Source organism: Collimonas arenae (genome assembly GCF_000786695.1).
Taxonomy (GTDB): Bacteria; Pseudomonadota; Gammaproteobacteria; order Burkholderiales; family Burkholderiaceae_D; genus Collimonas; species Collimonas arenae_A.
On record NZ_CP009962.1, the window covers coordinates 1,654,292 to 1,680,090 of the forward strand.

Genomic DNA, 25,799 nt, shown 5'->3' on the forward strand with positions numbered 1-25,799 from the left:
ACTGCTCACCGCTTGAGCCGCATTGCTTGAATGTCATTGCATCCGGATCATGAAAAAACCGCTGGAAAACCGCTTTTACTACCTGGACAATTTTGTCACCGTTGTCGAATCGGTACGCACTCGTTATCGTCATCTGTTGAATCCGCAGGAGCAGGCGTTCGTCGATGGTTTCGGCAGTTTGCCTCAAGCTTCGGCGGCGTTACTGGTACGGATGGTGATGCGCAAAGGCGGGTTGTTCCGGCTCAGCAAACTGCGTTACGACGAAATCGGTTGCGCAGGCAACGCAGCTGCGGCTCTGGTAGCGGCTGGCTGGATCGATCCGCAGCCCTTGCTGGATCTGGATCAGTTGTTCAGCGTGTTAACTAAAACTGAAATCATCGCAGCTTTCCTGCTGTTGCAGACCAATAAGGGCGCGCGCAAGAGTGAACAGCTGGCCTTGCTGCATGCGGCGGAGGGCGTGGACGGTAGCGCTGCGCGCACGCGCAGTTTTACCGATTGGTGTCCCAGCGCCAGCGACAGCCTGTTACAGCTGAGTGCGCCGGTTGTTGCGCTGTGCGATCGTCTGCGCCTGATGTTTTTCGGTAACTTGTATCAGGACTGGTCGGAATTCGTGCTGTCGGAGCTAGGTATTTTCAAGTATGAACAGGTCGATTTATCTCCCGCTGCGCAAGGTTTCAGCTGCCGCCAGGATCTTGACGATTACCTGCATCTGCATGCTTGCCGCGAACGGTTTTACAACGGCGAAATGCCGCACGCCATAGTGGCCGATATCTGCGCCGAGCCTTATCCCAATACCTGGCTGGAGGAGCGCCGCAGCAAGCTGCTGTTCCACATCGCGCAACATTGCGAGCGCATCGGCGAGCTATCGCTGGCTTTGCGCCTGTATGCCGATAACAGCCGGCCCGGAGCGCGTCTGCGGGCAATCCGGGTGCTGGAACGTTGCGGGGAACCCGAAGCGGCGTTTGCGTTGGCGCAGCAGGCTGAAGGGCAGGCGGAAAGCGAAGCCGAACAACAACAGTTGCTGCGTGTGATGCCGCGCCTGCGGCGTGTGCTTGGCTATCCAAAACTGGCTAAAGCTGCTGCCGTTGGCATCGTCCAGCATCAGATTCAATTGATGCCTCCCGATTCTGGCATGTCGGTCGAGGCCGCGCTCGGCCAGTATCTTGCCCGAGAGGATGCGCCCGCAGTCTATGTCGAAAACGCGCTGATCAATTCCCTGTTCGGCCTGTTGTTCTGGGATGCGATCTTTACGCCGGTGCCGGGCGCTTTTTTTCATCCGTTCCAGAGCGGTCCGGCCGATTTGCACAGCCCCGATTTCCGTTTGCGGCGGACCGCGCAGTTTGATGCCGGCTTTGCCATGCTACGCAACGGCGGCTACAAGCAGATCATCTTGCATCGTTTCCATGCCAAGGAAAATACCCAGTCGCCGTTCGTGTTCTGGGGTGCAATCGATGATGAATTACTGACGCTGGCCTTGGATTGCATCCCCGCACCGCACCTGGAAAAGTGTTTTGAGCGGATCCTGCAAGACATCAAGAGCAACCGCTCCGGTCTGCCGGACCTGATCCAATTCTGGCCGGCGGAGAGGCGTTACCAGATGATTGAAGTCAAGGGGCCTGGCGACCGCTTGCAAGACAATCAGATCCGCTGGCTGGATTATTTCGCCAGCCATGACATCCCGGTTGCGGTGTACTACGTGCAATGGGTCGGGGAGACGGCGTGATGAATGCCGCTGCATCCAGCTCCAGCTATGTGGTCGCCGTGCGCACCCTGTGCGAATTCACGGCCAAGCAGGGCGATCTCGACCTGCGCTTCACGCCGTCGCCAACCGCACAAGAGGGAATCACTGGCCATGCCGTCGTGGCGTCGCGCCGTAATGCCTCTTATGAATCCGAGGTCAGCCTAAGCGGATCATTTGGTCACTTGCTGGTGCGCGGGCGCGCCGATGGCTATGACCCGGGCTTGAACCGGCTGGAAGAGGTCAAGACTTTCCGCGGCGATCTCGGCCGCATGCCGGAGAACCATCGCCATCTGCACTGGGCGCAGGTCCGGATCTACGGTCACTTGTTGTGCCAGAGCCGGCAACTGGATGAGTTGCAGCTGGCGCTGGTGTACTACGATATCGGTAGCCAGAAGGAAACCCTGCTGACAGAACATTTGACTGCAGGACTGCTAAAGCAATTCTTTGAAGACCACTGCGCGCGTTTCCTGGCCTGGGCCGAACAGGAAATGGCGCACCGTGCGATGCGTGATGCACAGCTACTCACTTTGCCATTTCCACACGCCGATTTTCGCCCCGGCCAACGCGTCATGGCGGAAGCGGTCTACAAAAGCGCCACCAGCGGCCGTTGTTTGCTGGCGCAAGCGCCCACCGGTATCGGCAAGACTATCGGCAGCTTGTTTCCGATGTTGAAAGCGAGCCCGGGGCAGGGGATGGACAAGATTTTTTTCCTGGCGGCGAAGACTTCCGGCCGGGCGTTGGCGCTGGACGCCGTCACGCGGATTAAACAAAGCGCGCCGCTGTTGCCCCTGCGGGTCCTGGAGCTGGTGGCGCGCGATAAAGCCTGCGAACATCCCGACAAAGCCTGTCATGGCGAATCCTGCCCGCTGGCGCAAGGGTTCTATGACCGTTTGCCACAGGCGCGCAAAGCTGCGATCGAAGCCGGCGGCTTGGACCGGGAAAGCCTGCGCCAGGTCGCCGCTTCGCATCAGATTTGCCCGTATTACCTCAGCCAGGAAATGGCCAGCTGGTCGGATGTGATTGTCGGCGACTACAACTATTACTTCGACGTCAGCGCCATGTTGTATGGCATGACCAGCGCCAGCCAGTGGCGGGTCGGCGTACTGGTCGATGAGGCGCACAACATGATCGACCGCGCGCGCAAGATGTATTCCGCTGAAATGACGTACATCCATTTGAAGAGCTTGCGCAAAACCGCGCCGCCGGCGCTCAAGCGCGGGCTGGACCGGGTCAGCCGGCAATGGAATGCCTTGGGCAAGGAACAGGACTGCGACTACCAGCATTATCCGGAGATACCGGAGGCGTTTGTTGGGGCACTGCTCAAGGCGGTGGCCGATATCACCGACTATATGGTCGACCATCCTGCCGCGATGGATAGCCATTTGCAGCAATTCTATTTCGATGCCTTGCATTTCACACGCATGGCCGAACTGTTCGGCAGTCATTCGCTATTTGATATCACCCGGCAGGGCGCGCACGGCAGTACTTTGTGCATCCGCAATATCGTGCCGGCGCCTTTCCTGGAGCAACGCTTTGCCGCCGCCCGTTCCACGGTGTTGTTTTCCGCCACCTTGAACCCATGGCATTTTTACAGCGACACGCTGGGCATGCCGGCCGACACCGTCTGGATCGACGTGCCTTCGCCTTTTACTGCGGACCAACTGAAGGTGCAGCTGGTGACGGGTATCTCGACCCGCTTCCAGCATCGCGAGCGCTCGCTGGCGCCTATCGCCGACCTGATTGCGCTTCAATACCGGCAACGGGCGGGTAACTATCTGATGTTTTTCAGCAGTTACGACTATTTACAAAAGGTTGCGACGCTGTTCGCCGAGCGCTATCCGGAGATTCCACTGTGGCTGCAGGCGCGCAGCATGAATGAGCAGGAAAGGGAGGATTTCCTGGCGCGTTTTACCGACACCTCGCAAGGCGTCGGCTTTGCCGTGCTGGGCGGCTCCTTCGCCGAAGGCATCGATCTGCCTGGCGCGCGCCTGATCGGCGCTTTCATCGCGACGCTGGGTTTGCCACAGATCAACCCGGTCAATGAGCAGATCATGCGGCGCATGGGCGAGATTTTCGGTAACGGTTATGACTACACTTATCTTTATCCGGGCATGCAAAAAGTGGTGCAAGCTGCCGGAAGGGTGATCCGCACCCAGCAGGACCGCGGCGTGGTCTACCTGATCGACGACCGTTTTGCGCGGCCGGAAATCAAGCAGTTGCTGCCTGCGTGGTGGCAACTTGCATGAGTAGGTCCTTTACTCAAATTAGTAGGCTCTTTACTTAGTCGAACAGCTCTTGCCAGAAGCTTTCTTTTTTCTTGGAACGGCGATAGTCGGACCGGTACTCGTCATGGCGCGAACCATGCTGCGGCGCACGGAATTCCGGGTGCGATTGCCGCATCGATGCCGGCGCCTGCACGCTGGTCAGTTCTTGCGTCGATTGCTGGATGATCTTGTCCAGCTCGCTTCGGTCCAGCCAGACTCGCGGCAGCCGGGGCAATAATCGATTTCAATACTTTGGCGCTCGCTCATGACTAGCTCCTTGTCTTTACATACCGGGCATACATAGATGTTCTCCAATATGGTGAGGGTTGGTAGGGACCTGGCATGATGCTGATGCGTACCCCGGTGCGGCGCAAAGGGAACTGCGACGCCACGCTATGACGCCGAAGAGGCGCGCCTATGTTCTCCCGGGCTGCTGCCGGTCCATTTCTTGAAAGCCCGATGGAAGGCGCTCGGGTCGGCGAAGCCAAGGCTGACAGCAATCTCCTCGATGCTTCTGGAAGAGCCGCTCAGGTAATTGATGGCAAGGTCGCGCCGCAGATTGTCCTTGATCGCCTGATACGACTGCCCCTCCTGGCTCAGCTTGCGGCGCAGCGTTGAGGCCGGCGTTTGCAGTTCTTCCGACAAACTGTCAAAGTCAGACCATTCATTCATGGGCAACTGCCGCAAATGGCGCCGGATGGTGGCGGCCAGGCCATCGTGATTACTGTATTTGACCAGCAAATTGCCGGGTGCTTCGCGCAGGAACGATTGCAGCGTGCGCTGGTTTTGCACTATCGGCAGATCCAGATAGGCCGCATCGAAGGTAATGCTGGTCTGAGGCTGTTCAAAGTGCGCGTGGTCGCAAAAGCGGATCTTATAGTCGAGGCTCGAAAGTGGCTCGCTGCAGCGGAAATCGGCTGACGTCAGTTTGATGCGGCGGCCGATCAGCCAGCTGCCTACGCCGTGCACGAACAGCAGGAAGGTGGCGTAGGTAAACATGCGGCGCGGACTGCCGCTTTCATTGATAGCGATATGCGTCAATCTATCCTGCTTTGATAAGGTGCCGGACATGTCGTCCAGCACCAGCCGCAGGAAATCCAGAATGCGTTCCAGGGCTTTGCCCAAAGTGGCGCTGTGCAGGGCGCTGCGGCATAGCAGGTTGAAGCTGCCGACCCGCATCGGATGGCTATCCATGCCGAAGAATTCATCATCCGTGACTTGCGAGATCAAATACCACAGCCGGCCGTAATTGGCTGCTGCTACCCGGGCGTGCGGCGCCATCAGCAGGCGCGGCGATATCCCTGCCTGCAGCAACAGCGCATCGGTATCCATGCCGCGCTGGTGCATATTGTGCAGCGCTTCGCTGACGAGCCCGATGGCGATTGTTCCTTTTTCCCAGTCTTCCATAATTCCTAGTGATGCTATTGCAATTCCGATCAACTGCAATGATCGCTTTTAACATGGCTCCAAGTCACCAAATATCCTAGACTAAGCTGCAGTTTTAGTTCGGATATTTCCATTTCTCATAACAACATAACAAGAACTGGCCCAGCCAGTCATTTTAAGTTAGAGGAGAACATTCATGTCATCTGGTTTCCCAGCCGCAGCCAATGCAGTTCCGGACTATGCGCAGTTCTATGCCGATTTCAACATCGACAGTGTGGCCGCCGAACTTTCCGGAAACCTGCAAACCGGTGTCAATGCCTGCGTAGAGTGTTGCGACCGCCACGCTACTCCGGACCGCATTGCCTTGAACTGGGAAGGCAAGGACGGCCGCAGCGCCAGTTATACCTTCGCCCAGCTCAAAGAGTTGTCTGGTCGTTTTGCCAATTTCCTCAAAACGCAGGGTGTGCAGCCGGGCGACCGTGTCGCGGGCCTGCTGCCGCGCACGCCAGAACTGCTGGTGGCAATTCTCGGCACCTGGCGCGCCGGTGCGGTGTACCAACCGCTGTTCACGGCGTTTGGCTCGAAATCGATTGAACACCGCGTCGCTGCCAGCGAAGCCAGGCTGATTATTACCGATGCCGATAATCGCCATAAGCTGAAGGAAGTTCCTGATTGTCCGCCGATCATGACGGTGCATGGCGACAGCGCGCTGGAAGCCGGTGACTTTGCTTTCTGGCCCGAAATGGACAAGCAGCCGGCTGAATTCGAGCCGGTAATGCGTAAAGCTGATGATGCCTTCATCATGTTGTTCACTTCGGGCACCACCGGTCCGGCCAAAGGCGTTGCGGTGCCCTTGCGGGCAATGCTGTCATTCTATGTGTATACCCGCTACGCGGTCGACCTGCGACCGGAAGATTCTTTCTGGAATATCGCCGATCCGGGCTGGGCCTACGGCCTGTATTACTGCGTGACCGGACCATTGATGATGGGGCATGCCATCACCCTTTACGAAGGTTCGTTCACGGTGGAGAGCACCTATCGGATTATCGAAAAATACGGTATCACCAATCTCACCGGTTCGCCGACTGCGTACCGTATGTTGATTGCAGCAGGCGCAGCCGCCGCAGCGCCGGTCAAAGGCCGTCTGCGTGCGGTCAGCAGCGCTGGCGAGCCATTGAATCCTGAGGTGATACGCTGGTTCCGCGAGCATCTGGACTGCCTGATCAACGACCATTACGGTCAGACCGAAACCGGCATGGTCCTGTGCAACCATCACGGTTTGCAGCATGACGTACACATGGGGTCGGCTGGTCTGGCGATGCCGGGCTATCGGCTGGCGGTGATCGACGACGATGAAAATGAACTGGGCGTGGGCCAGCCGGGCGTGATGGCAGTCGACCGTCCGCGCTCGCCGATCTACTGGTTCCAGGGATACTGGCAGCAGGACACCAGAGGCGACCGAAGCGCTTACTACGTCACCGGCGATACGGTGGAATTGAACCAGGACGGCAGCATCAGCTTTATCGGCCGTGGCGACGATATCATTACCTCCTCCGGTTATCGCATCGGGCCGTTTGATGTCGAGAGCGCATTGCTGGAACACCCGGCGGTGGTTGAGGCGGCGGTGGTCGGCAAGCCGGATCCGGAGCGCACTGAGCTGGTCAAGGCCTTCATCGTCTTAAGCAAGGATCATCAGCCTAGCGCCGCGTTGACGGAAGAGTTACAGCAATACGTCAAACGCCGGCTGGCGGCGCATTCCTATCCGCGTGAAATCGAGTTTTTAACAGAATTACCCAAAACCCCCAGCGGCAAACTGCAGCGCTTCATCTTGCGCAACCAGGAAATCGCTAAAGCTAAACTGTAAAGAAGAAAGAGTAGAAATATGCAAATCGAAAATAATGTATTCCTGATTTCCGGCGGCGGTTCCGGTTTAGGTGCGGCGACCGCCGCCATGCTGGTGCAGGGCGGGGCCAAGGTGGTCATCGCCGACATCAACCAGGAAGCCGGCGCAGCGCTGGCGACGCATCTGGGCGCGAATGCCCGTTTCGTTGCCACCGATGTGTGCAGCGAAGCCAGCGCGCAGGAAGCCGTGAATACGGCGCTCACGGTGTTTGGCGGCTTGCATGGTTTGATCAGTTGCGCCGGTGTAGCGCCGGCCAAGCGTATCGTCGGTAAGGAAGGTCCGCATGGGCTGGAAGATTTCAGTCGCGTGGTCCAGATCAACCTGATCGGCACGTTCAACATGATGCGCCTGGCTGCGGATGCGATGAGCAAGGGTGAGCCGAACGCCGATGGCGAGCGCGGCGTGGTCATCAACACAGCATCGGTGGCCGCATTCGACGGCCAGATCGGCCAGGCGGCTTATGCTTCGTCCAAAGGCGGGGTGGTGGCATTGACTTTGCCTGCGGCACGCGAATTGTCGCGTCACGGCATCCGTGTGATGACGATTGCGCCGGGCATCATGGAAACCCCGATGTTGCTGGGCATGCCGGGTGACGTACAGGAAGCGCTGGGGAAAATGGTGCCGTTCCCGCCACGTCTGGGTAAGCCGGCGGAATTTGCTGCATTGGTGAAGACCATCGTTGAGACGGTTTACCTGAACGGGGAAGTGATCCGCCTCGACGGCGGCATCCGGCTGGCGCCGAAATAATTCCGATCTGCATCAGAACCGATAACTGCGTTGCTTCGCCTTGCCGTGCTAAAGCACTGTCTACGGCTTTGTGCCTTGTTCTCGGCTCTGATGCAAATCGGAATAAGCTTGATTATTTTGGAAAAAAATAATCCTACCGTTTAACGATTTCTTTATTGAAGAAATCATAGATGCCGTTCTCGCCCATGCGGCGGGCATCGGCCAGTTCGCCGGCCTTGGTTGAATAGATGATTTTATTGTCCGGGCTGAGCAGCACTGCCGCTGGAATGCCCTTCTTGATCGGGTTGCCGTAAGACTGCGCAACGTCGAGATTCTTGTCGAAATTGCCGACGTCGACTTTCACCAGGATGAACTTGCCGTCGATTAGCGTTGCGCTTTTGCCGTGCAAGGCTTTGTCCAGTTCGCGGCAATCGGTGCACCAGTTGGCGCCGAATACCAGGATCACTTGCTTATGGCTGGCCTGGGCCTGGCTTAAGGCCTGGCTGACGTCCGCCTTGGCGTCGGCCTTTTCGTCGTAAGGCAGATTTGCTGCGGCTACCGCTTGCGCCAAAAAGAGTCCCAGGCACAACGCAAAGAATTTTTTCATGATGCAGTCCTCAATAGTTTTGGTTAGTTCTGGTTGGTCAGACATCCGTCATTAGCAGGATGTCTGCAAATATTGTCGGCTTATGGCCTTGTTTCTGAGAGTATATTTCGTTTTGGCAATTGATGGTGCCGTCTTGATGGCGGCGCCGTTCATTATTGAACGATAGCGCATTCTTCGGATCAGAGCATGCGCATTCCGCTGCAAAGCCCCGTAAATCTGCCAATTATGGCAAACTGCGGGCTGATTTTGGGAGCCTCGCATTGAGCATCATAAAAAACTTACCATTTGAGTGGCTGGTCGGCATTCGTTATACCCGCGCGGGTAAGCGTAGTGGCCGCAACAGCTTTATTTCCTTCATCTCGCTGATTTCGATGGCCGGCATCGCCCTGGGGGTAGCTGCGCTGATCGTGGTGCTGTCGGTGATGAACGGTTTCCAGAAGGATGTGCGAGACCGCATGCTGTCGGTGTTGGCGCATATCGAAGTGTTCGACGCTTCCGGTTCCATGCCGAACTGGGAAGAGGTCGCCAAGCAGGCCTTCAAGAACAAGGAAGTGATTGGCGCCGCGCCATATGTCGACGCGCAGGCAATGCTGGTGCGCGACGGTGTCTTGCGCGGCGTGGCGATACGCGGTGTGCTGCCGTCTGAAGAGCCGAAAGTGTCGGATGTCGCCAAGAAAGTCACGCAAGGCAGTTTCGGAGACTTGAAGCCGGGCGAATTCAATATCGTGCTGGGGATCGAGTTGGCGCATGCATTGAGCGTCGGCGTTGGCGACAAGGTGACGATGATGGCGGCGCAAGGGCAGGTGACGCCCGCCGGAGTGGTTCCGCGCGTGAGGCAATTCACGGTCGTGGGAATTTTTGAAGCCGGTCACTTTGAATACGATTCAACCCTCGCTTTCATCCAGCTGGAAGATGCGGAAAAGATGTTCCGCCAGGATTCGCCTTCCGGCGTGCGGCTGAAGGTAACCGACATGCTGGAGGCACCGCAGATTGTGCAGCAGCTGGCGACTACGCTGCCGCCGAACTTGTACCTGCGGGACTGGACCCAGCAGAACAGCAACTGGTTCGCCGCGGTCAAGACCGAGAAACGCATGATGTTCATCATCCTCACCCTGATCATTGCGGTAGCCGCGTTCAATCTTGTCTCGACGTTGGTAATGACGGTGACCGACAAGCAGGCTGATATCGCGATCCTGCGCACCTTGGGCGCATCGCCCGGCTCGATCATGAAGATTTTCATGATCCAGGGCGCGCTGGTGGGTTTGATCGGCACGGCCATCGGAGTCGGCGCGGGGGTGTTGGTAGCCTTGAATATTGACGTCATCGTGCCGTTTATCGAAGGCCTGTTCCATGTGCAGTTCTTGCCTAAGAGCGTCTACGTCATTACCGAATTGCCGTCAGATTTGCGCTGGCCGGATGTCGGGACCATCGGCGGCGTCGCTGTGGTTCTGGCTTTCCTGGCGACTTTGTACCCGAGCTGGTGGGCTGCCCGGGTGAAACCTGCTGAGGCATTGCGTTATGAGTAATACAATTAATTCAAACAATAATCCGGTGGTGCTTTCCTGCCGCGGCCTGGGTAAGACTTTTACTCAGGGCAGTTATTCGGTCAAGGTCCTCAACGGCATCGATATCGATGTCACCAAGGGCGAGCAGGTCGCCATTGTCGGCGCTTCCGGCTCCGGCAAGTCGACCTTGCTGCATTTGCTGGGCGGGCTGGACACGCCGACGGCGGGCAATGTCAGCCTGCTGGGCAAGGATTTTACGACCCTGGGCGAGAAGACACGCGGCGATTTGCGCAACAATGCGCTTGGGTTTGTTTATCAGTTTCATCACCTGTTGCCGGAATTTTCCGCCTTGGACAACGTCGCCATGCCGTTGATGATCCGACGCCTCAAGCGCAGCGATGCGCAGCAACTGGCGCGCGAAATCCTGGCGCGGGTCGGTTTGGCGGAGCGCGTGATCCACGTGCCGGGCGAATTGTCCGGCGGCGAGCGTCAGCGGGTAGCGCTGGCGCGGGCGCTGGTGACCAAGCCGGCCTGCGTGCTGGCCGATGAGCCGACCGGCAATCTGGACCGCGCTACCGCACAGATGACGTTCGACCTGATGCTGGAGCTGTCGCAGACGCTGGGAACGGCTTTTGTGATCGTTACCCATGACATCGAGTTGGCGCGTCGCTGCGGCCGCATCCTGCGGCTGTCAGATCGTGGACTGGAGCCGTATCAGGACTAAGACTGGGTTTGAGCTGCAGTCAGGAGGCCGGCGTCGCGAGATTGCCGGCTTTTTTATTCTGGTCTTGCAAGCTGCCGAAAAACAATGCGTATTGGCGCGTGAACTGGGCGCCGAAAAAGAAAATCTGCGCCGAATAATAAATCCACAGCAGCAATGCAATCACTGAGCCGGCCGCGCCATAGCTGGAGGCGACGCCGCTGTTGCCAAGGTAGATGCCGATCAGATATTTGCCCAGCACGAACAGGGCGGCAGTGCCGATCGAGCCGATCCAGACATCGCGCCAGGGCAGCTTGGTCTGCGGCAGCATCTTGTAGATCGAGGCAAACAGGCTGGCGATCACTGCAAACGCAAACAGTTGCGATAGCGGCGAAAAAATCATCGTCACGCTGACCCATATGCCACCCAGGTATTTGGACAGCAACGCTAGCGCCGCGCTTACCACCAATGACGTCAACAGCAGGAACGCCAGCACAAGGATCAGTCCGAACGACAGAAGGCGGGTGCGTATCAGCGACATGATGCCGGACTGGCGGGTGCGCTCGACGTACCAGATCTCGTCCAAGCTATCTTTCAGTTCGGAAAATACGGTGGTGGCGCCGACCAGCAGCACGATCACGGCGATCAGTGCTGCTACCGGTCCGGACTGGTTTTTGTGCGCCGCTGCCAGCAACAGCTGAATGGCGTCGGCGCCGGTCGACCCAATCAGGCCTGACAGCTGGCCAAAGATTTCCCCGCGTGCCGCCTGTTCGCCGAATACCGCGCCGGCAATCGCGATCACCAGTATCAGCATCGGCGCCATCGAGAACAGGGTATAGAAGGCGAGGGCGGCGCCTTTGCTGCCCGAGCGCTGCTTGAACCATTCCTGCAGAGTGCTGGACAGCATCGCCTGGACTCGTTGACGCTCGGGGAGTTTGATCATGTATGGGGCCTTGTTTTAAAGATTTCAGAGTTGCCAGCCGTCCTACCTGCCGAAGCGGCTGTGCTCGAAGCGCGGATCGGGGCCGTTTTCCAGCTTGCGGACAATGCCGCTGTCGTCAAAATACACGGTCATCTCCGAATTCCAGACGCCGGCTTCCTTATAGGCGTAGTTCCATCCGTTCAGCTTGACCCGGTCGTAATAGACGGTTTCGAAGGGCTTGCCTATGGTGCGCAAGACATCGGCCTGGTTGAACTGGTTGACCTTGATGGTGGCGAATTTTTCCAATGTCAGAACTTGCTCGTAGGAAATTAGTTTGTGGTCAGGGCTGATTTTCGCCATATAGGTCGCCTGGCCGAACGGGCCGCGTGCATATTCCAATAATACATCATTGCCGTCTTGATAAGTTCCGGTGGGTTTGCCCAGGCGCGCCAGCACCTGTGCTTCGGGCTCGCCAGGATTGACCGGCGGCGCCAGTAGCGAGGCGCAGCCGCCAAGACTAAGCAGCAAACCGGCTAGCAGGGCGAGGGGGAATTTCTTCATGGCTACACTCCAAATTTAATTGTTGTACTTAATTGTTGTTAATGGCGCGCTAAGTATTTGAATCAGCAGGTTTTTTGCTATATACTGCGCGTCTGGTCAAGTTTTGACCGGATTTTTTAATTGTTTGTTCACGGTGCATAGGGTTACTTACTCTGTACACCGCTTGTGAAAGGTAAAGCATGACTATCGAAAAAACAGCCAAGGCCGCTATTATCACTGATAATGCGCGCGGTCAAAACGACACCGGCTCCCCGGAAGTGCAAGTTGCGCTGCTGACAGCCCGTATCAACGACCTGAACGGTCACTTCAAAGCCCACGCCAAGGATCACCATTCCCGCCGCGGACTGATCATGATGGTTAACCGTCGTAAAAGCCTGCTGTCCTACCTCAAAGGTAAGGACCTGAACCGTTACCGCTCGCTGATCGAAAAACTCGGCTTGCGTAAGTAATAGTCAGTGCGCGACTTATCGTCGGCCGACGTTATTTTTTGCGACATCCTGTTTCGATATTTCGCAACGATGTCCGTGGTCCGTCGATAAGTTGAAAAAAATGCCTGTATCAGTTTCTGATGCGGGCATTTTTGCTTTTGGCAGCAGTTTTTGCGGCTTACCCGCACAAGTTTCAAGAAGTTAGTCCCAAGAGGCTGTTGCAAAATCAAGATGGCTAGGCGCGTCGACGAAGACAGTACGAGCAGTACGGCTAGGAGACGCAACAACGCCAGGTTAATTTTGCGACAGCCTCCAAGAACCTGTTCGAAATCTGTAGCCTCAGCTACGCTGACGGCCTCGCAGTAAGATTTCGAATAGGTTCCAAGCAAGGAGACGGCAATTCATTGGCAACAGCCAGCGATGAATCGTCTGTGGTGAGGTGAACGACAGCGCCTGAAAATCTGTCGGCAAAATGAAAGGATATATTGTGTTTAATAAAGTTACGAAGACATTCCAGTATGGTCAGCACCAAGTCACGCTGGAAACCGGCGAGATCGCTCGCCAAGCCTCCGGCGCAGTAATGGTATCGATCGAAGATACCGTTGTGCTGGCTACCGTTGTGGCACGCAAAGATGCCAAGCCAGGTCAGGATTTTTTCCCGCTGACCGTTGATTATGTTGAAAAAACTTACGCTGCCGGCCGTATCCCAGGCGGTTTCTTCAAGCGCGAAGGCCGTCCTTCGGAAAAAGAAACCCTGACGTCGCGCCTGATCGATCGTCCGATCCGCCCGCTGTTCCCGGAAGGCTACCTGAATGAAGTGCAGGTCATCATCCACGTGCTGTCGGTCAATCCGGAAATCGATCCAGACATCGCCGCCATGATCGGCGCATCCGCCGCCCTGTCGGTTGCCGGTATTCCTTTCGCCGGCCCGGTCGGCGCTGCGCGCGTCGGTTATATCGACGGCCAGTATGTATTGAACCCAACCACTTCGCAGCTGACCAAGTCGGCCATGGACCTGGTGGTGGCTGGTACTGAAACCGCCGTGCTGATGGTGGAATCGGAAGCCAAGCAATTGTCGGAAGAAATCATGCTGGGCGCAGTTGTATTCGGCCACGAGCAATCGAAGGCAGTTATCGATGCGATTCATGAACTGGTGCGCGATGGCGGCAAGCCTGAAGTCGAATGGAGCCCGGCGCCGAAGAACGACGCACTGATCGCACGCGTTGCGCATTTCGGTGAGTCCAAGTTGCGTGAAGCCTATCAAACCAAAGACAAGCAAGCTCGTACTGCCAAGCTGAAAGACGCTACTGCAGAAGTCAACGCTGCGCTGGCTGCTGAAGCCGCATCGATTGGCGGCACTGCGCCTGACTCGTCGGAAGTCAGCGGCATCCTGTTCGATCTGGAAGCCAAGATCGTCCGTTCGCAGATCCTCGAAGGCGAGCCACGCATCGACGGCCGCGATACACGTACCGTGCGTCCGATCACCATCCGTACCGGCGTCTTGCCGCGTACCCACGGTTCGGCACTGTTCACCCGCGGCGAAACCCAAGCGTTGGTAGTTGCCACGCTGGGCACCGCACGCGACGAACAAAAGATCGATGCGCTGATGGGCGAATATTCTGACCGCTTCATGCTGCATTACAACATGCCACCGTTCGCCACTGGCGAAACCGGCCGCGTTGGTACGCCAAAGCGCCGTGAAATCGGCCATGGCCGTCTGGCCAAGCGTGCATTGCAAGCTGCATTGCCAGCGCCGGAAGATTTCAGCTACTCGGTGCGTCTGGTGTCGGAAATCACCGAATCGAACGGTTCGTCGTCGATGGCTTCGGTCTGCGGCGGCTGCCTGGCGTTGATGGATGCCGGCGTGCCGATGCAAGCGCACGTGGCAGGTATCGCCATGGGCCTGATCAAGGACGGCAGCAAGTTCGCAGTCCTGACAGACATCCTGGGCGATGAAGATCACCTCGGCGACATGGATTTCAAGGTAGCTGGTACAGCCAACGGTATCACTGCATTGCAGATGGATATCAAGATCCAAGGCATCACCAAGGAAATCATGCAGGTCGCATTGGCGCAAGCCAAAGAAGGCCGTATCCATATCCTCGGCAAGATGCAAGAAGCGGTACCGCACGGTAAAACCGAGCTGTCCGATTTCGCACCGCGCCTGATCACCATCAAGATCAATCCGGAAAAAATCCGTGATGTGATCGGCAAGGGCGGCGCTGTGATTCGTGCGCTGACTGAAGAAACCGGCACCCAGATCGATATCAGCGACGAAGGCGTCGTGACGATCGCTTCGGTGGATGCTGCTGCAGGCCAGGAAGCCAAGCGCCGCATCGAAGAACTGACTGCTTCGGTTGAAGTAGGCAAGGTCTACGAAGGCACCGTACTGAAGTTGTTGGACTTCGGTGCGATCGTGCAGGTATTGCCAGGCAAAGACGGTTTGTTGCACATCAGCCAGATCGCCAATGAGCGAGTGAATGCTGTTGCCGACTACCTGAAAGAAGGCCAGCAAGTACGTGTCAAGGTTCTGGAAACCGACGACCGCGGCCGTCTGAAACTGTCGATGAAGGCAGCGCAGGCTGACGAAGGTAGCGAAGCTGCTCCGGCAGCGACCCAGCCGACAGCACAGTAATCTGCTTGTAACGAAAACGCCCGGGATGCATCTGCATCCCGGGCGTTTTTACGTTTGCGCGACGGAAAGGGCAGCATAGAAGCGCAATGCTATTGCTGAGCGTCCCATCCGTCGATGTTGAGATAGTAGCGAGTTGAGCGGCCGGCGCCGGCTTGGCGTAGCAGGCCCATTTGCTCCAGCTCAATCAGGTCGCGTGACGACGTCGCCCGCGAGGCGCCGGTGAGGCTTTCATATTTCTTCGTGCTCATTCCGCCTTCGAATCCACCGGACCCGGCGTCCAGCAAGGCATTTAACAGCTTGCGTTGGCGTGGTGCGAGTTCTTTGTCGCGGTGAGTGAACCAGAATCGCGCCTTCTCCAGCGACTCGTCAATGACCAGCGAGGATTGTTCGCAGGCGATCCGTACTTGCGTGACGAACCATGCGATCCAGTTGCTCACGTCCAGCGAGCCATGCTGTGCACGTTCCAGTTGCTCGTAATAGTCATCGCGTTGTTCCAGCAGGCGTTGCGAGATGCGAATCAGGCGGCTGGTTTCGCCGATGTCGCGCGCCAGCACCAAATCAACGACGACGCGGCCGGCACGGCCATTGCCGTCCTCGAACGGGTGTATGGTTTCGAACCAAAGATGGGCCAGCGCAGCCTGGATGAGGCTATCCGATTCCTGTCGGCTGTTGAACCAGGCAAGAAATTGTCCCATTTCAGCAGGAACCTGGGCCGATGGCGGCGCTTCGAAATGGATATTCTCATGTCCAAGACGGCCGCTGACGATTTGCATTGGCTCGACGTGTTCGCGGTAGGCACCGACGCGAATCTTGCTCATGCCGGAAAAACCGGTAGGAAACAACGCCGCTTGCCAAGCCTGCAGGCGTTCGTCGCTTAACGGCGCGGCGGCATTGCTGACGGCATCATCCATGATGTCCAGCAAGCCATCGATATGCCGCAGTGCATTTGGGCCTTTGTAGCTGGCGACGCCGAGTCTGCGACCGACTGATGAGCGGACTGCCTGCAGGTCTAGGCGCTCGCCTTCGATGGCGGCGGTTGAAACTGCCTCTTGGGTCCAGGCCTCTGCTGCCAGTTCTTGACGTTGCTCGAATCCGAGCGCGGCCAGCTTTCCTTCAATGACGCCTTGGGCGTGTTTGGCGAGGACGATTTCAGCATTGACTCGTGCGTCGTCATAGCGCATTCGGGGCCAATTGGGGTCTTGCCAGATGAGATGAGGTGATTTCATGGTTTTATCGACTCAAATAATGAGTTGATTGTATCTCATAATCGACTCAATATATGAGGTGAATATTATATGAAATCGACTCATCAGCGCGCAGAGGGGACCGAAGCCGGGCTTGCGGCGATAAAAAAGCCGTCCGGGGATTGCTTCCCGGACGGCTTTCTAATGTTTCGAGCCTGGGTTTAATCAAATACAGGCGATTCCACACCCAGAATCTTATGCAGCTTCGGCGATGTAGTGGTGTACTGCATATGGATTTTCTTGTCAGGGAAGATGTACGGCGCAGCGCCGAAGGCAGCCAGCGCCGCTTCGTGGAAACCTGACAGGATCAGCTTCTTCTTGCCTGGGTAGGTATTGATGTCACCCACGGCAAAAATACCCGGAATGTTGGTTTCAAACTTCTCGGTATCGACCACTTTCAATTGCTTGCGCTCGATATCCAGGCCCCACTCGGCGATAGGGCCGAGTTTTGGCGAGAGGCCGAAGAACACCAGCAGGGTATCCAGCGGCAGGCGGCGGGTGACGCCGTCAGGGCCGGTAACCTTGATTTCGCTCAGCTTGCCGTCTTTGACTTCATGGCCGGTGACCTGGCCGACCAGGAATTGCATTTCATAGGCTTCGCACAAGGCTTTCATCTTGGCGACCGAAGCAGGGGCAGCGCGGAATTCTTCGCGACGATGCAGCAGGACCACGGACTCGGCCTTGCCGACCAGATCCAATGCCCAGTCCAGCGCGGAATCGCCGCCGCCGCAGATCACCAGGTTCTTGCCGTGGAATTGCACAGGATCCTTGACGCGGTAGAACAGTTGCGTGTTGTCGAACTGGTCGATGCCGTCGACCTTGATGGTGCGCGGCTGGAACGAACCGACGCCGGCGGCGATGAAGATGGTCTTGGTGATGAAACGGGTGCCGGCCGAGGTTTCCAGGTCGAAGCGGTTGTCTTCGCGGCGCGCCACCAGCGTAACTTCCTGATTCAGGTGGAAAGTCGGTTCGAACGGCTCGATCTGCTTGAGCAGGTTGTCGGTCAGTTCCTGGCCTGTGCAGACCGGTACTGCAGGAATGTCATAGATCGGCTTGTCTGGATACAGTTCTACGCACTGGCCGCCGACTACAGGCAGCGAGTCGATGACGTGAGCCTTGATTTCCAGCAGGCCGAGTTCAAAGACCTGGAACAGGCCAACCGGACCGGCGCCGACGATGACTGCATCGGTTTCGATAACATTGTTGGTGGAGTTGACTGCTGTTGCGTGCTTGACGGTGGTATCCATACGACGATCTGATTCCTGTTTCAGTTGGGTCCCCCAAAACGCCGTGGCTGCGACGGCGATTGGATTAATTTTTTCGCGTTGTTGTTGACGGCGATAAGTGCTGCGCTATGGCTGGGGGCGATGGCCTGGCTTAAATCGGAGAATTGGGGTTGCATCGGCCGCCGCTGTTCTGGCGGCCTGGTACGGCTCAGCGCTGCAAAAATTCCAATTTATCTTTCACATCTTTCCATTCTTCGGCTTCGGCCAAAGGTGCGACGGTCTTGGTAATCGACGGCCAATGGCGCGACAGGTCTTCATTCAGCTTGATGAATTGTTGCTGGTCGGCTGGCACGTCTTCTTCTGCGTAGATAGCATTGACCGGACATTCGGCGACGCACACCGCACAATCGATGCACTCATCGGGGTCGATCGACAGGAAATTCGGGCCCTGGCGGAAGCAATCAACCGGGCACACATCCACGCAGTCGGTATAGCGGCAGCGAATGCAAGATTCGGTCACAACGTGGGTCATAACAACAGTCCTATCTGTAAATAATGGTCTTGATGCGGGTCTTGAGGCTGCGACAGGGGCTGTAGGGGGTATTGCCTGCCTCTATATTTACCCTGTCGCAAAGCCTTGTATTTTAAGGTAATTCGGGTTTTCTCACAAACTGCTGTTATATAGAATCCATATAAGCAAATGTGAAAATCACATTAGCGGTAAATCTGCTCATTCCGCAGTTTTACCACATTCGCGGCCAGCGTTTTCGCTACGCTAGAGTTGCTTGCATGAACTTGCCAAACTGGCTATCGTAGCTGTCTTCGTTGCTTCGGAATCATTATGTCATCTTCGAATGAAGGCTCCACTAAGGCCATTTTTTACGCTTTGGGCGCCAATGGCGGCATCGCGCTGGCGAAATTTGCCGCCGCCACCTATACCGGCTCTGGCGCGATGTTGGCGGAAGCCATCCATTCGCTGGCGGATTGCACCAACCAGGTATTTTTGCTGATCGGCTTGAAAGAGGCCAAGAAGCCAGCCAACGCAGCCCATCCCATGGGCTACGCCCGGGTGGTGTATTTCTGGGCAATGATGGTCGCTTTGCTGTTGTTTTTTGTGGGCGGGGCATTTTCCGTGATGGAAGGCATCGAACATCTGAAGCATCCGCAGGCGATCAGCACCCCCTGGATTGCCTTGGGCGTGCTGGGCGTGTCGGTCGTGCTGGAAGCTTTTTCCCTGCGTGGCGCCATGGTGGAAATACGCAAGATTTCGTCCGGCAAGTCCTTTATGCAATGGTTTCGCGAAACCAGGCAGTCGGAATTGATGGTGGTGGCAGGGGAGGATATCGCTGCGCTGGCGGGGTTGGCGCTGGCGTTTGTTGCGGTTTCCCTGACCGTCATCACCGGAAATCCGTTGTGGGATGCCTGCGGTACGATTGCGGTGGGTATCTTGCTGATGATTGTGGCCGTGGCGGTGATCCGTGAGGTGAAGGCGATGGTCACGGGCGAGTCGGCGGCGCCGGAAGTGCACGCCGCCATCAAGGCGTATATCGAAGCCGATACCGATGTCGCCGGCGTCAGGAACCTGATTTCGATGCAATGGGGCGAGCAGGTGATGATCGCGGTGCAAGCCGTGATGCGACCGCAGCCGTCGGATGTGGCGCTAGTCGACGCCATCAACCGGATCGAGGCAGGGATCCAGCAGCGCTGGCCGCAAGTCCACTGGTGTTTCTTCGAGCCTGATCACGCGTCGTCCGTACTACAGCGCGGGTAAAAAAAGTGCTGGCAACGCGACGAGTAAGCTAGAATTGTCACGTTGCCATCTCCCCGGAGATGTTTGTCCCAAGCTTTGCCAGCCATACGCCAAACGAAGATCTTTTTATACGACAAGCGACGCAAATCTGCGTGTCCCGCGTGTCTCAAGCACGATTGCGCGGCCGATACTCCACCCTTTTGATTCACGGAGGATTGTCATGAACCAGCGTTTCCCTTTGTTTCTTCGTTCCGCTTCCATCGCCCTGATCTGCTTGCCGGCATTGTCGGCGCAGGCGGCCGGCCCACTCGCCATTCCCAATGGCGTCATCCAGTCCAACGCGGCCGCCGCCGGCACTAGCTTCAACAGCTTGTCCGCCGAAGACCGCAAGAAATTGCTGGCGGCGCCGGAAACCGATTTTCCGTCAAACGCGACCGGCAACGGCATGAACCTGAAAGACGATCGCCATTGCATCGAGCTGCAGCAGCAAATCAAGCGCGCCCAGACTTCCGCGCCGGCAGGGGTGCCGGATTCCTATCCGCAAGGAATCGCGCGCAACGATCCGAACCGGCCGTACCAGGCAAGCGGCGGCAATGTGTTGGTCTACGACGAGCGCAGCAAGCTGGAAGCGCGCTATCACAGTGAGTGCAATAAATAAGGTCCCCGCCATGAACCTCCGTTCCGCTTCGTTCCTGTGTTTGCAGTTAATTGCATTATTCGCTTTGGCCGGCATCTTCGGACGGGCCGCACTGGCTGCCGAAAAGCCCGCCGATATCGGCGGCCCAATTCATTTCAACCTTGCTGGCGGCAACATGGGTTTTAACAGTTTGTCCGCAGCGGAACGGAGCGAGTTGGTGGCGCTGCCGGCAGAACAATCGCAGCCGCAACGTGCGCGGCGCGACTGGAACAGGGGCAAGGAGCGCAATTGCGAGGCCTTGGAGCAGCAATACAAAGGCGTGGTGTACCGCGAGCCGATCATCGTGCCCGATTTTTATCCGAATGCGGATCTGTCGCGAACCTATCCCGGCGAGCCGTATCGCGATCCGAACGGGCCCAGGCCAGGCGTTCGCAATCCGGATAGTATTCAGCGCGACAGCTCATTGCTAGATTTTTTCCTCGGGTCGAATCACGCTCCACCAAGTGAACGCGAGCGGCTGCGGACGCGCTATTCCTCCGCATGCGCCAAATGAGACCGCAAGCCAGACGCTGTTGTAAGATACGTGACCGCTACAGTTAGTCCCGGATTCGCTGGCAGCCTTCCATCACCGCCCTGTATTCAAAGACCATGATCATCACTTCGCTGCTCGATACCGATTTGTATAAATTCACGATGATGCAAGTGGTCTTGCATCATTTTCCGGCGGCTGAAGTGGAGTATCGCTACAAATGCCGCAACAAGGGCGTCGATTTGCGGCCCTATGTCGATGAAATCCGCGATGAAATCGCCGGTCTGTGCCGTCTGCGGTTCCAGGAACAGGAACTGGCCTATCTCAGCAGCATGCGTTTCATCAAGAACGATTTCATCGACTTCCTGAGTTTGTTCCACCTGCAGCAAAAATACATCAGCGTGCAGCCGTCCGCGGCGGATAACGGCGAGATCGATATCGTGGTCAAGGGACCATGGCTGCATACCATCCTGTTTGAAGTGCCGGTGCTGGCGATCGTCAACGAAGTGTATTTTCGTGCCACCCAGACTGCACCGGATCACGCCGAAGGAAGGCATCGCCTGCAAAGCAAGATGGCGTTGATCCGCGATGATCCGGCGATGGCCGGCTGCAAAGTGGCCGACTATGGCACGCGGCGGCGTTTTTCCCGCAGCTGGCACGAAGAAGTGGTGCAGACCTTGCAAAGTGATTTCACGCAGCATCTGGTCGGCACCTCCAACGTGTATTTCGCCATGAAGTACAACCTGACGCCGCTCGGCACCATGGCCCACGAATATTTGCAGGCTTGCCAGTCGCTCGGTCCGCGGCTGCGCGATTCGCAGATCTACGGTTTTGAAATGTGGGCCAAGGAGTACCGTGGCGATCTCGGGATAGCCTTGTCCGATGTCTACGGCATGGCAGCCTTCCTGCGCGATTTCGACCTGTATTTCTGCAAGCTGTTCGACGGCGCGCGTCACGATTCCGGCGATCCGTTCGAATGGGGCGAGCGCCTGATCAAGCATTACCAGGATAACCGTGTCGACCCTTCGACCAAGACGCTGGTGTTTTCCGATAGTCTCGATTTCGGCAAGGTCAACGCGCTCTACCTGCGCTTCAAGGACCGCGCGCGCGTCGCTTTCGGCGTTGGCACCAACCTGACCAACGACCTCGGCTATACACCCTTGCAAATCGTCATGAAGATGGTACGGTGCAATGGCCAGCCGGTGGCGAAGCTGTCAGATACACCCTCCAAGAACATGTGCGATGACCAGGCCTACCTGAATTACCTCAGGCAAGTGTTCGAGATTGCCGAGCCGGTGAAGGCAGCCGGCCAGTAGTGCGAGTAGTGTTTGTTTGTTTGTTATTTGTTTGGCATGCATTTCCGATTAAAATGACCCCTGTTTTTGTTTCATTTACATTATCCGGAAGACTACATTGCATAAAAAAATACTCGCGATTCTGATCACCTGCCTACCGATGATGGCGCAAGCCGCAGAACTCGACGGCGCCCAGCTGTCAGTCTGGTGGGGCGTGCCGTTTATCGGCCTGTTGCTGTCGATTGCGCTCGGTCCCTTGCTGGCTCCGGCTTTCTGGCACGATCATTTTGGCAAGATTTCAGTGGTCTGGTCGCTGGCTTTCCTGATTCCATGTGCGTTCGGATTTGGCATGCCGACTGCGATTGCCGGCGTGGTGCATGCCTTCCTGGCGGAGTATTTCCCCTTCATCATTTTGCTGACAGCCTTGTTCGTGGTGGCTGGCGGCATCTGCCTGCGCGGCCATTTGCGCGGTACGCCTGCCATGAATACCGGCTTGCTGGCGCTGGGCACCGTGCTGGCCAGCCTGATGGGCACCACCGGCGCCGCGATGCTGCTGATCCGGCCGGTCATCAATGCCAATGAAAACCGCAAGCACACCGTGCACATCATCGTGTTTTTCATTTTCCTGGTAGCGAATGCCGGCGGCGCCCTGACGCCATTGGGCGATCCGCCGCTGTTCCTTGGATTTCTGAAGGGTGTCGATTTTTCCTGGACCTTTAAAAACATCTTCGGCCAGACCATGTTCATGTGGGGCGCGCTGCTGGTGATCTTCTATCTGCTGGATAATTATTATTTCCACACCAAAGGCGAGCAACTGCCGCCGAAGCCGGACCCTTCGCTGCCGGGCGTCAGCTTGCATTTCGAAGGCAAAGTCAATTTTGTCCTGCTGGCGGTAGTGGTGGCGCTGGTGCTGATGAGCGGCTTCTGGAAACCCGGGATCAGCTATGACATTTACGGCACCGTGGTCGAGCTGCAGAATCTGTTGCGTGATGGCCTGCTAGTGCTGGTGATCCTGGCCTCGCTCTGGCTGACGCCGAAAGTTGCCCGTGAAGGCAATGATTTCAGCTGGGGGCCGATCCTTGAGGTGGCCAAGCTGTTCGCCGGCATATTCGTCACCATCGCACCGGTGATCGCCATGTTGCGCGCCGGCGAACATGGTGCGTTTGGGGCGATAGTGAGCGCGGTTACCCGCAGTGATGGGGAACCCCACAATGCCATGTATTTCTGGGCTACCGGCATATTGTCGTCGTTCCTCGACAATGCACCGACCTATCTGGTGTTCTTCAATACCGCCTCTGGCGATGCGACCGAGCTGATGACGCGGCTGGCGTCTACCCTGGCGGCGATTTCCTGCGGCGCTGTATTCATGGGCGCTAATAGCTACATCGGCAATGCGCCCAACCTGATGGTCAAGGCAATCGCTGAAGAGCGCGGCATCCAGATGCCGTCCTTCTTCGGTTACATGGCTTGGGCCTGCGTGGTGTTGTTGCCGCTGTTTGTGGTGATGGCCTTCATTTTTTTCCGGTGATGACAGAGCGATGAAACCAAAGATATTGATGGCGAGGGCAGTGTTTCCCGAAGTGATTGCAAGAATGCAGCAGTACTTCGAGGTCGAGAGCAACCAGGAAGACCGCATTTTCAGCGCGGCCGAGCTGGCTGAAAAACTGCACGATAAGGATGGCGTGATTGCGACGGCCAGCGAACGCATTTCAGCCGAACTGCTACAAGCCAGTCCTCGCCTGAAAGCGGTTTGCAACCAGGCTGTTGGTTATAACAATATCGATATTGCGGCAGCTACCAAGGCTGGCGTGATGGTCACCAATACGCCGGATGTGCTGAACGAAACCACGGCCGATTTCGGCTGGGCCTTGTTGATGGCGACTGCGCGGCGGGTGACGGAAGCCGAACACTGGCTGCGTGCCGGGCATTGGAAGCAATGGCGCTACGATAGTTTTCTCGGAGCAGATGTGCATGGCGCCACGCTAGGCATCATTGGCATGGGCCGCATCGGCCAGGCGATTGCGCGGCGCTCGATGGGGTTCGACATGCAGGTGCTGTATCACAACCGCTCGCGCCTGGCGCCCGAGCTGGAAGCGCGCGCTAACCAGGCGCGTTATGTCAGCAAGGAGGAATTGCTGGGCGCCGCCGACCATGTGATCCTGGTGCTCCCTTATTCGAAGGAATCGCACCACACCATCGGCAGCGCCGAGCTGGGTCTGATGAAGCCGAGCGCTACCCTGGTGAATCTGGCGCGCGGCGGCATTGTCGACGACCTGGCGCTGATCGCCGCCTTGCGCGACAAGAAAATTGCGGCTGCCGGACTTGACGTGTTCGAGAACGAACCGGCATTGCATCCTGATTTCCTGGGTTTGTCGAATGTGGTGCTGACGCCGCATATCGCCAGCGCCTCGGAGCCGACGCGGCGGGCGATGGCGGACTGCGCGGCGGATAATCTGCTGGCGGCCTTGTTGCCCGGGAAGGACAGGATGTTCCCGCCTAACCTGCTGAATCCTGAAGTGCTGGGAAAGATAACGCTGGCCGGTCGATAAAATCTTCCAAAACAAAAAAGGCGCGAAATAGATTTCTATTTCGCGCCTTTTTTGTTTGTACGAGCAGGACTTAGTCTTTCAATCCTTCGACCAGATCGATGTATTGCTGCTGCGCTGCATCCTGGGAAGTGCCTTTCAGCTCGTTCCAGGCATCCCATTTGGCGCGGCCGACAAAGTCGGTCATACCAGGGCGATCGCCTTCGACGTCGCCGCTGCTGCCTTGCTTGAACAGCGCGTACAGCTTCAGCATGGTCATGTTGTCAGGGCGCTCGCTGAGTGTCTTTGAGTCGGCCTGCGCTTGTGCAAATTGAGCTTGAAGGGTCATGAGAGTCTCGTAGGAATGAAGTGAGAAAATCGGATCAGTCGGGCGTGACGGCGCCGACCACGGCAGAACCTGCTTTCACGGTGCCTTCCACCACGGTGGAGGCTACCCCGACTGCGGCGCTGCCGACGCTGACGCCGGCGCCCACTACGCTGCCGGCGACGCTTACCACGGTGCAGCCGCCCAGCAGGGGTACGGCCAGCAGCAATGCTGCTGGCCAGCGCGCTATTGGCGACAGGTCAGATAGATTGAAATGGTTCATTGGTCGGCGGCGTCAGGTTCTGCACAGGCGTTATACGCCGAGTAGTTCAACTTCGAAAATCAAGGTTGCGTTCGGTGGAATCACGCCACCGGCGCCGCGCGGGCCATAACCCAACGATGCAGGAATAACCAGCTTGCGTACGCCGCCGATTTTCATGCCTTGTACGCCTTCGTCCCAACCCTTGATGACATGGCCGGCGCCCAGTGGAAACTCGAACGGGTCGCCGCGGTCCTTGCTGGAGTCGAACTTCTTGCCGGCGCTGCCGTCTGAATTTTGCAACCAGCCGGTGTAATGCACGGTCACGTGATTACCGGCTTTTGCTTCGGCGCCGTCGCCAACGGTGATTTCCTCGTACTGCAGACCGGAAACGGTAGTGATGGTCGACATGGGTATCCTTTTTAAATTTGGTAAAGTTGTAAAATGTTAAATATTTGAGCATTATTCAAATCGCAAAAATATTAACCGGGTGCATTCAAGCATCCATGCTGCGTCGGGTAGTGCAGTGTAATCGAAAATCCGGCAGCCAAGCGGTGTTCGCCGCCAAACTAGTAGGGAGCCTCGCTATGTCAGGCAAGGTCATTTAAATCTATAGGTATGATTCATGCGC

The 25,799-nt window shown here is 57.0% G+C and carries 25 protein-coding genes; 14 read left to right on the plus strand and 11 right to left on the minus strand.

Going from position 1 to position 25,799, the window contains the following annotated elements; translation table 11 throughout:
- Positions 1-49 precede the first annotated feature (49 nt).
- Together LT85_RS07475 and LT85_RS07480 are read left to right on the plus strand one after the other, a co-directional pair.
- Entirely contained in the window at positions 50-1,723 is a 1,674-nt protein-coding gene (locus LT85_RS07475; protein ID WP_038487098.1) for a VRR-NUC domain-containing protein, read from the plus strand.
- A complete protein-coding gene (locus tag LT85_RS07480) occupies positions 1,723-3,987 on the plus strand; it encodes an ATP-dependent DNA helicase (RefSeq protein ID WP_038487100.1) in 2,265 nt (754 codons plus the stop codon). The genes LT85_RS07475 and LT85_RS07480 overlap by 1 nt, the downstream gene beginning before the upstream one ends.
- Positions 3,988-4,021: 34 nt before the next feature.
- Here the strand turns inward: LT85_RS07480 and LT85_RS07485 are convergent, their stop codons facing one another.
- A complete protein-coding gene (locus LT85_RS07485) occupies positions 4,022-4,240 on the minus strand; it encodes a zf-TFIIB domain-containing protein (RefSeq protein WP_437177306.1) in 219 nt (72 codons plus the stop codon).
- Between the two features lie 158 nt (positions 4,241-4,398).
- Entirely contained in the window at positions 4,399-5,412 is a 1,014-nt protein-coding gene (locus tag LT85_RS07490) for an AraC family transcriptional regulator (RefSeq protein ID WP_038487102.1), read from the minus strand.
- Positions 5,413-5,587: 175 nt separating this feature from the next.
- Between LT85_RS07490 and LT85_RS07495 the strand changes: the two genes are divergently transcribed.
- Positions 5,588-7,255 carry an AMP-binding protein gene (locus tag LT85_RS07495; protein WP_038487104.1) on the plus strand — a complete coding sequence of 556 codons (1,668 nt, stop codon included), beginning with the start codon at positions 5,588-5,590 and terminating at the stop codon, positions 7,253-7,255.
- A gap of 18 nt (positions 7,256-7,273) precedes the next feature.
- Positions 7,274-8,041 (plus strand): SDR family NAD(P)-dependent oxidoreductase, encoded by a 768-nt coding sequence (locus tag LT85_RS07500; RefSeq protein WP_038487106.1) that lies wholly within the window; start codon positions 7,274-7,276, stop codon positions 8,039-8,041.
- Between the two features lie 133 nt (positions 8,042-8,174).
- Here LT85_RS07500 and LT85_RS07505 read toward each other — a convergent pair whose 3' ends face one another.
- On the minus strand, positions 8,175-8,627 hold the full coding sequence (locus tag LT85_RS07505; protein WP_038487108.1) for a thioredoxin family protein: 453 nt from the start codon (positions 8,625-8,627) through the stop codon (positions 8,175-8,177).
- Between the two features lie 260 nt (positions 8,628-8,887).
- Between LT85_RS07505 and LT85_RS07510 the strand changes: the two genes are divergently transcribed.
- Both LT85_RS07510 and lolD read left to right on the plus strand, forming a co-directional pair.
- Positions 8,888-10,153, plus strand: a complete 1,266-nt coding sequence (locus LT85_RS07510) for a lipoprotein-releasing ABC transporter permease subunit (protein WP_038495405.1) — start codon at positions 8,888-8,890, stop codon at positions 10,151-10,153.
- Complete coding sequence (gene lolD / locus LT85_RS07515; RefSeq protein ID WP_038487109.1) at positions 10,146-10,856, plus strand: lipoprotein-releasing ABC transporter ATP-binding protein LolD; 711 nt, start codon at positions 10,146-10,148, stop codon at positions 10,854-10,856. Before LT85_RS07510 ends, lolD begins: the two co-directional genes overlap by 8 nt.
- 19 nt (positions 10,857-10,875) lie before the next feature.
- On the opposite strand, the gene LT85_RS07520 is transcribed toward lolD, so the two are convergent.
- Complete coding sequence (locus LT85_RS07520; protein WP_038487111.1) at positions 10,876-11,775, minus strand: YihY/virulence factor BrkB family protein; 900 nt, start codon at positions 11,773-11,775, stop codon at positions 10,876-10,878.
- Between the two features lie 42 nt (positions 11,776-11,817).
- Entirely contained in the window at positions 11,818-12,315 is a 498-nt protein-coding gene (locus LT85_RS07525) for an outer membrane protein assembly factor BamE (RefSeq protein WP_038487113.1), read from the minus strand.
- A gap of 179 nt (positions 12,316-12,494) precedes the next feature.
- Here LT85_RS07525 and rpsO point away from each other — a divergent pair, with 179 nt between their 5' ends.
- Entirely contained in the window at positions 12,495-12,764 is a 270-nt protein-coding gene (rpsO, locus tag LT85_RS07530; protein WP_014007042.1) for a 30S ribosomal protein S15, read from the plus strand.
- A gap of 466 nt (positions 12,765-13,230) precedes the next feature.
- Positions 13,231-15,378: a polyribonucleotide nucleotidyltransferase gene (gene pnp, locus LT85_RS07535; protein WP_038495408.1), complete on the plus strand. Its 2,148-nt coding sequence runs from the start codon at positions 13,231-13,233 to the stop codon at positions 15,376-15,378.
- Positions 15,379-15,467: 89 nt separating this feature from the next.
- Here the strand turns inward: pnp and LT85_RS07540 are convergent, their stop codons facing one another.
- The 3 genes from LT85_RS07540 to fdxA all read right to left on the minus strand — a co-directional run bounded on the left by LT85_RS07540 (position 15,468) and on the right by fdxA (position 18,380).
- On the minus strand, positions 15,468-16,604 hold the full coding sequence (locus LT85_RS07540; RefSeq protein ID WP_038487115.1) for a Fic family protein: 1,137 nt from the start codon (positions 16,602-16,604) through the stop codon (positions 15,468-15,470).
- Between the two features lie 179 nt (positions 16,605-16,783).
- Positions 16,784-17,869, minus strand: coding sequence for an NAD(P)/FAD-dependent oxidoreductase (locus LT85_RS07545; RefSeq protein WP_038487117.1), 1,086 nt, complete (start codon positions 17,867-17,869; stop codon positions 16,784-16,786).
- Positions 17,870-18,056: 187 nt separating this feature from the next.
- Entirely contained in the window at positions 18,057-18,380 is a 324-nt protein-coding gene (gene fdxA / locus LT85_RS07550) for a ferredoxin FdxA (protein ID WP_038487119.1), read from the minus strand.
- A 309-nt stretch (positions 18,381-18,689) separates the two neighbouring features.
- Between fdxA and LT85_RS07555 the strand changes: the two genes are divergently transcribed.
- The 6 genes from LT85_RS07555 (at position 18,690) to LT85_RS07580 (ending at position 24,608) form a co-directional block, all read left to right on the plus strand.
- Positions 18,690-19,619 (plus strand): cation diffusion facilitator family transporter, encoded by a 930-nt coding sequence (locus LT85_RS07555; RefSeq protein WP_038487120.1) that lies wholly within the window; start codon positions 18,690-18,692, stop codon positions 19,617-19,619.
- A gap of 199 nt (positions 19,620-19,818) precedes the next feature.
- A complete protein-coding gene (locus tag LT85_RS07560; protein WP_038487121.1) occupies positions 19,819-20,256 on the plus strand; it encodes a hypothetical protein in 438 nt (145 codons plus the stop codon).
- Between the two features lie 10 nt (positions 20,257-20,266).
- Positions 20,267-20,788 (plus strand): hypothetical protein, encoded by a 522-nt coding sequence (locus LT85_RS07565; protein WP_038487123.1) that lies wholly within the window; start codon positions 20,267-20,269, stop codon positions 20,786-20,788.
- 95 nt (positions 20,789-20,883) lie between these two features.
- A complete protein-coding gene (gene pncB / locus LT85_RS07570) occupies positions 20,884-22,080 on the plus strand; it encodes a nicotinate phosphoribosyltransferase (protein WP_038487125.1) in 1,197 nt (398 codons plus the stop codon).
- Between the two features lie 97 nt (positions 22,081-22,177).
- On the plus strand, positions 22,178-23,587 hold the full coding sequence (locus LT85_RS07575) for a sodium:proton antiporter (protein WP_038487127.1): 1,410 nt from the start codon (positions 22,178-22,180) through the stop codon (positions 23,585-23,587).
- Positions 23,588-23,597: 10 nt separating this feature from the next.
- Complete coding sequence (locus LT85_RS07580) at positions 23,598-24,608, plus strand: 2-hydroxyacid dehydrogenase (protein ID WP_038487129.1); 1,011 nt, start codon at positions 23,598-23,600, stop codon at positions 24,606-24,608.
- Between the two features lie 70 nt (positions 24,609-24,678).
- Here LT85_RS07580 and LT85_RS07585 read toward each other — a convergent pair whose 3' ends face one another.
- From LT85_RS07585 to LT85_RS07595, 3 genes are read right to left on the minus strand one after another with little or no spacing between them, the layout of a single operon-like run.
- Positions 24,679-24,933 (minus strand): acyl-CoA-binding protein, encoded by a 255-nt coding sequence (locus LT85_RS07585; RefSeq protein WP_038487131.1) that lies wholly within the window; start codon positions 24,931-24,933, stop codon positions 24,679-24,681.
- Between the two features lie 34 nt (positions 24,934-24,967).
- A complete protein-coding gene (locus tag LT85_RS07590) occupies positions 24,968-25,192 on the minus strand; it encodes a hypothetical protein (protein WP_038487133.1) in 225 nt (74 codons plus the stop codon).
- A gap of 30 nt (positions 25,193-25,222) precedes the next feature.
- Positions 25,223-25,579: an FKBP-type peptidyl-prolyl cis-trans isomerase gene (locus LT85_RS07595; protein ID WP_038487135.1), complete on the minus strand. Its 357-nt coding sequence runs from the start codon at positions 25,577-25,579 to the stop codon at positions 25,223-25,225.
- Between the last annotated feature and the right edge of the window lie 220 nt (positions 25,580-25,799).

Coding starts and splice junctions, on each gene's coding strand:
- LT85_RS07545 (WP_038487117.1), bottom strand. CDS start 17,869: ATGGATACCACCGTCAAGCACGCAACAGCAGTCAACTCCACCAACAAT.
- LT85_RS07505 (WP_038487108.1), bottom strand. CDS start 8,627: ATGAAAAAATTCTTTGCGTTGTGCCTGGGACTCTTTTTGGCGCAAGCG.
- LT85_RS07500 (WP_038487106.1), top strand. CDS start 7,274: ATGCAAATCGAAAATAATGTATTCCTGATTTCCGGCGGCGGTTCCGGT.
- lolD (WP_038487109.1), top strand. CDS start 10,146: ATGAGTAATACAATTAATTCAAACAATAATCCGGTGGTGCTTTCCTGC.
- LT85_RS07585 (WP_038487131.1), bottom strand. CDS start 24,933: ATGACCCTTCAAGCTCAATTTGCACAAGCGCAGGCCGACTCAAAGACA.
- LT85_RS07595 (WP_038487135.1), bottom strand. CDS start 25,579: ATGTCGACCATCACTACCGTTTCCGGTCTGCAGTACGAGGAAATCACC.
- LT85_RS07565 (WP_038487123.1), top strand. CDS start 20,267: ATGAACCTCCGTTCCGCTTCGTTCCTGTGTTTGCAGTTAATTGCATTA.
- LT85_RS07495 (WP_038487104.1), top strand. CDS start 5,588: ATGTCATCTGGTTTCCCAGCCGCAGCCAATGCAGTTCCGGACTATGCG.
- pncB (WP_038487125.1), top strand. CDS start 20,884: ATGATCATCACTTCGCTGCTCGATACCGATTTGTATAAATTCACGATG.
- LT85_RS07520 (WP_038487111.1), bottom strand. CDS start 11,775: ATGATCAAACTCCCCGAGCGTCAACGAGTCCAGGCGATGCTGTCCAGC.
- LT85_RS07580 (WP_038487129.1), top strand. CDS start 23,598: ATGAAACCAAAGATATTGATGGCGAGGGCAGTGTTTCCCGAAGTGATT.
- fdxA (WP_038487119.1), bottom strand. CDS start 18,380: ATGACCCACGTTGTGACCGAATCTTGCATTCGCTGCCGCTATACCGAC.
- LT85_RS07475 (WP_038487098.1), top strand. CDS start 50: ATGAAAAAACCGCTGGAAAACCGCTTTTACTACCTGGACAATTTTGTC.
- LT85_RS07590 (WP_038487133.1), bottom strand. CDS start 25,192: ATGAACCATTTCAATCTATCTGACCTGTCGCCAATAGCGCGCTGGCCA.
- LT85_RS07490 (WP_038487102.1), bottom strand. CDS start 5,412: ATGGAAGACTGGGAAAAAGGAACAATCGCCATCGGGCTCGTCAGCGAA.
- rpsO (WP_014007042.1), top strand. CDS start 12,495: ATGACTATCGAAAAAACAGCCAAGGCCGCTATTATCACTGATAATGCG.
- LT85_RS07480 (WP_038487100.1), top strand. CDS start 1,723: ATGAATGCCGCTGCATCCAGCTCCAGCTATGTGGTCGCCGTGCGCACC.
- LT85_RS07540 (WP_038487115.1), bottom strand. CDS start 16,604: ATGAAATCACCTCATCTCATCTGGCAAGACCCCAATTGGCCCCGAATG.
- LT85_RS07555 (WP_038487120.1), top strand. CDS start 18,690: ATGTCATCTTCGAATGAAGGCTCCACTAAGGCCATTTTTTACGCTTTG.
- LT85_RS07525 (WP_038487113.1), bottom strand. CDS start 12,315: ATGAAGAAATTCCCCCTCGCCCTGCTAGCCGGTTTGCTGCTTAGTCTT.
- LT85_RS07560 (WP_038487121.1), top strand. CDS start 19,819: ATGAACCAGCGTTTCCCTTTGTTTCTTCGTTCCGCTTCCATCGCCCTG.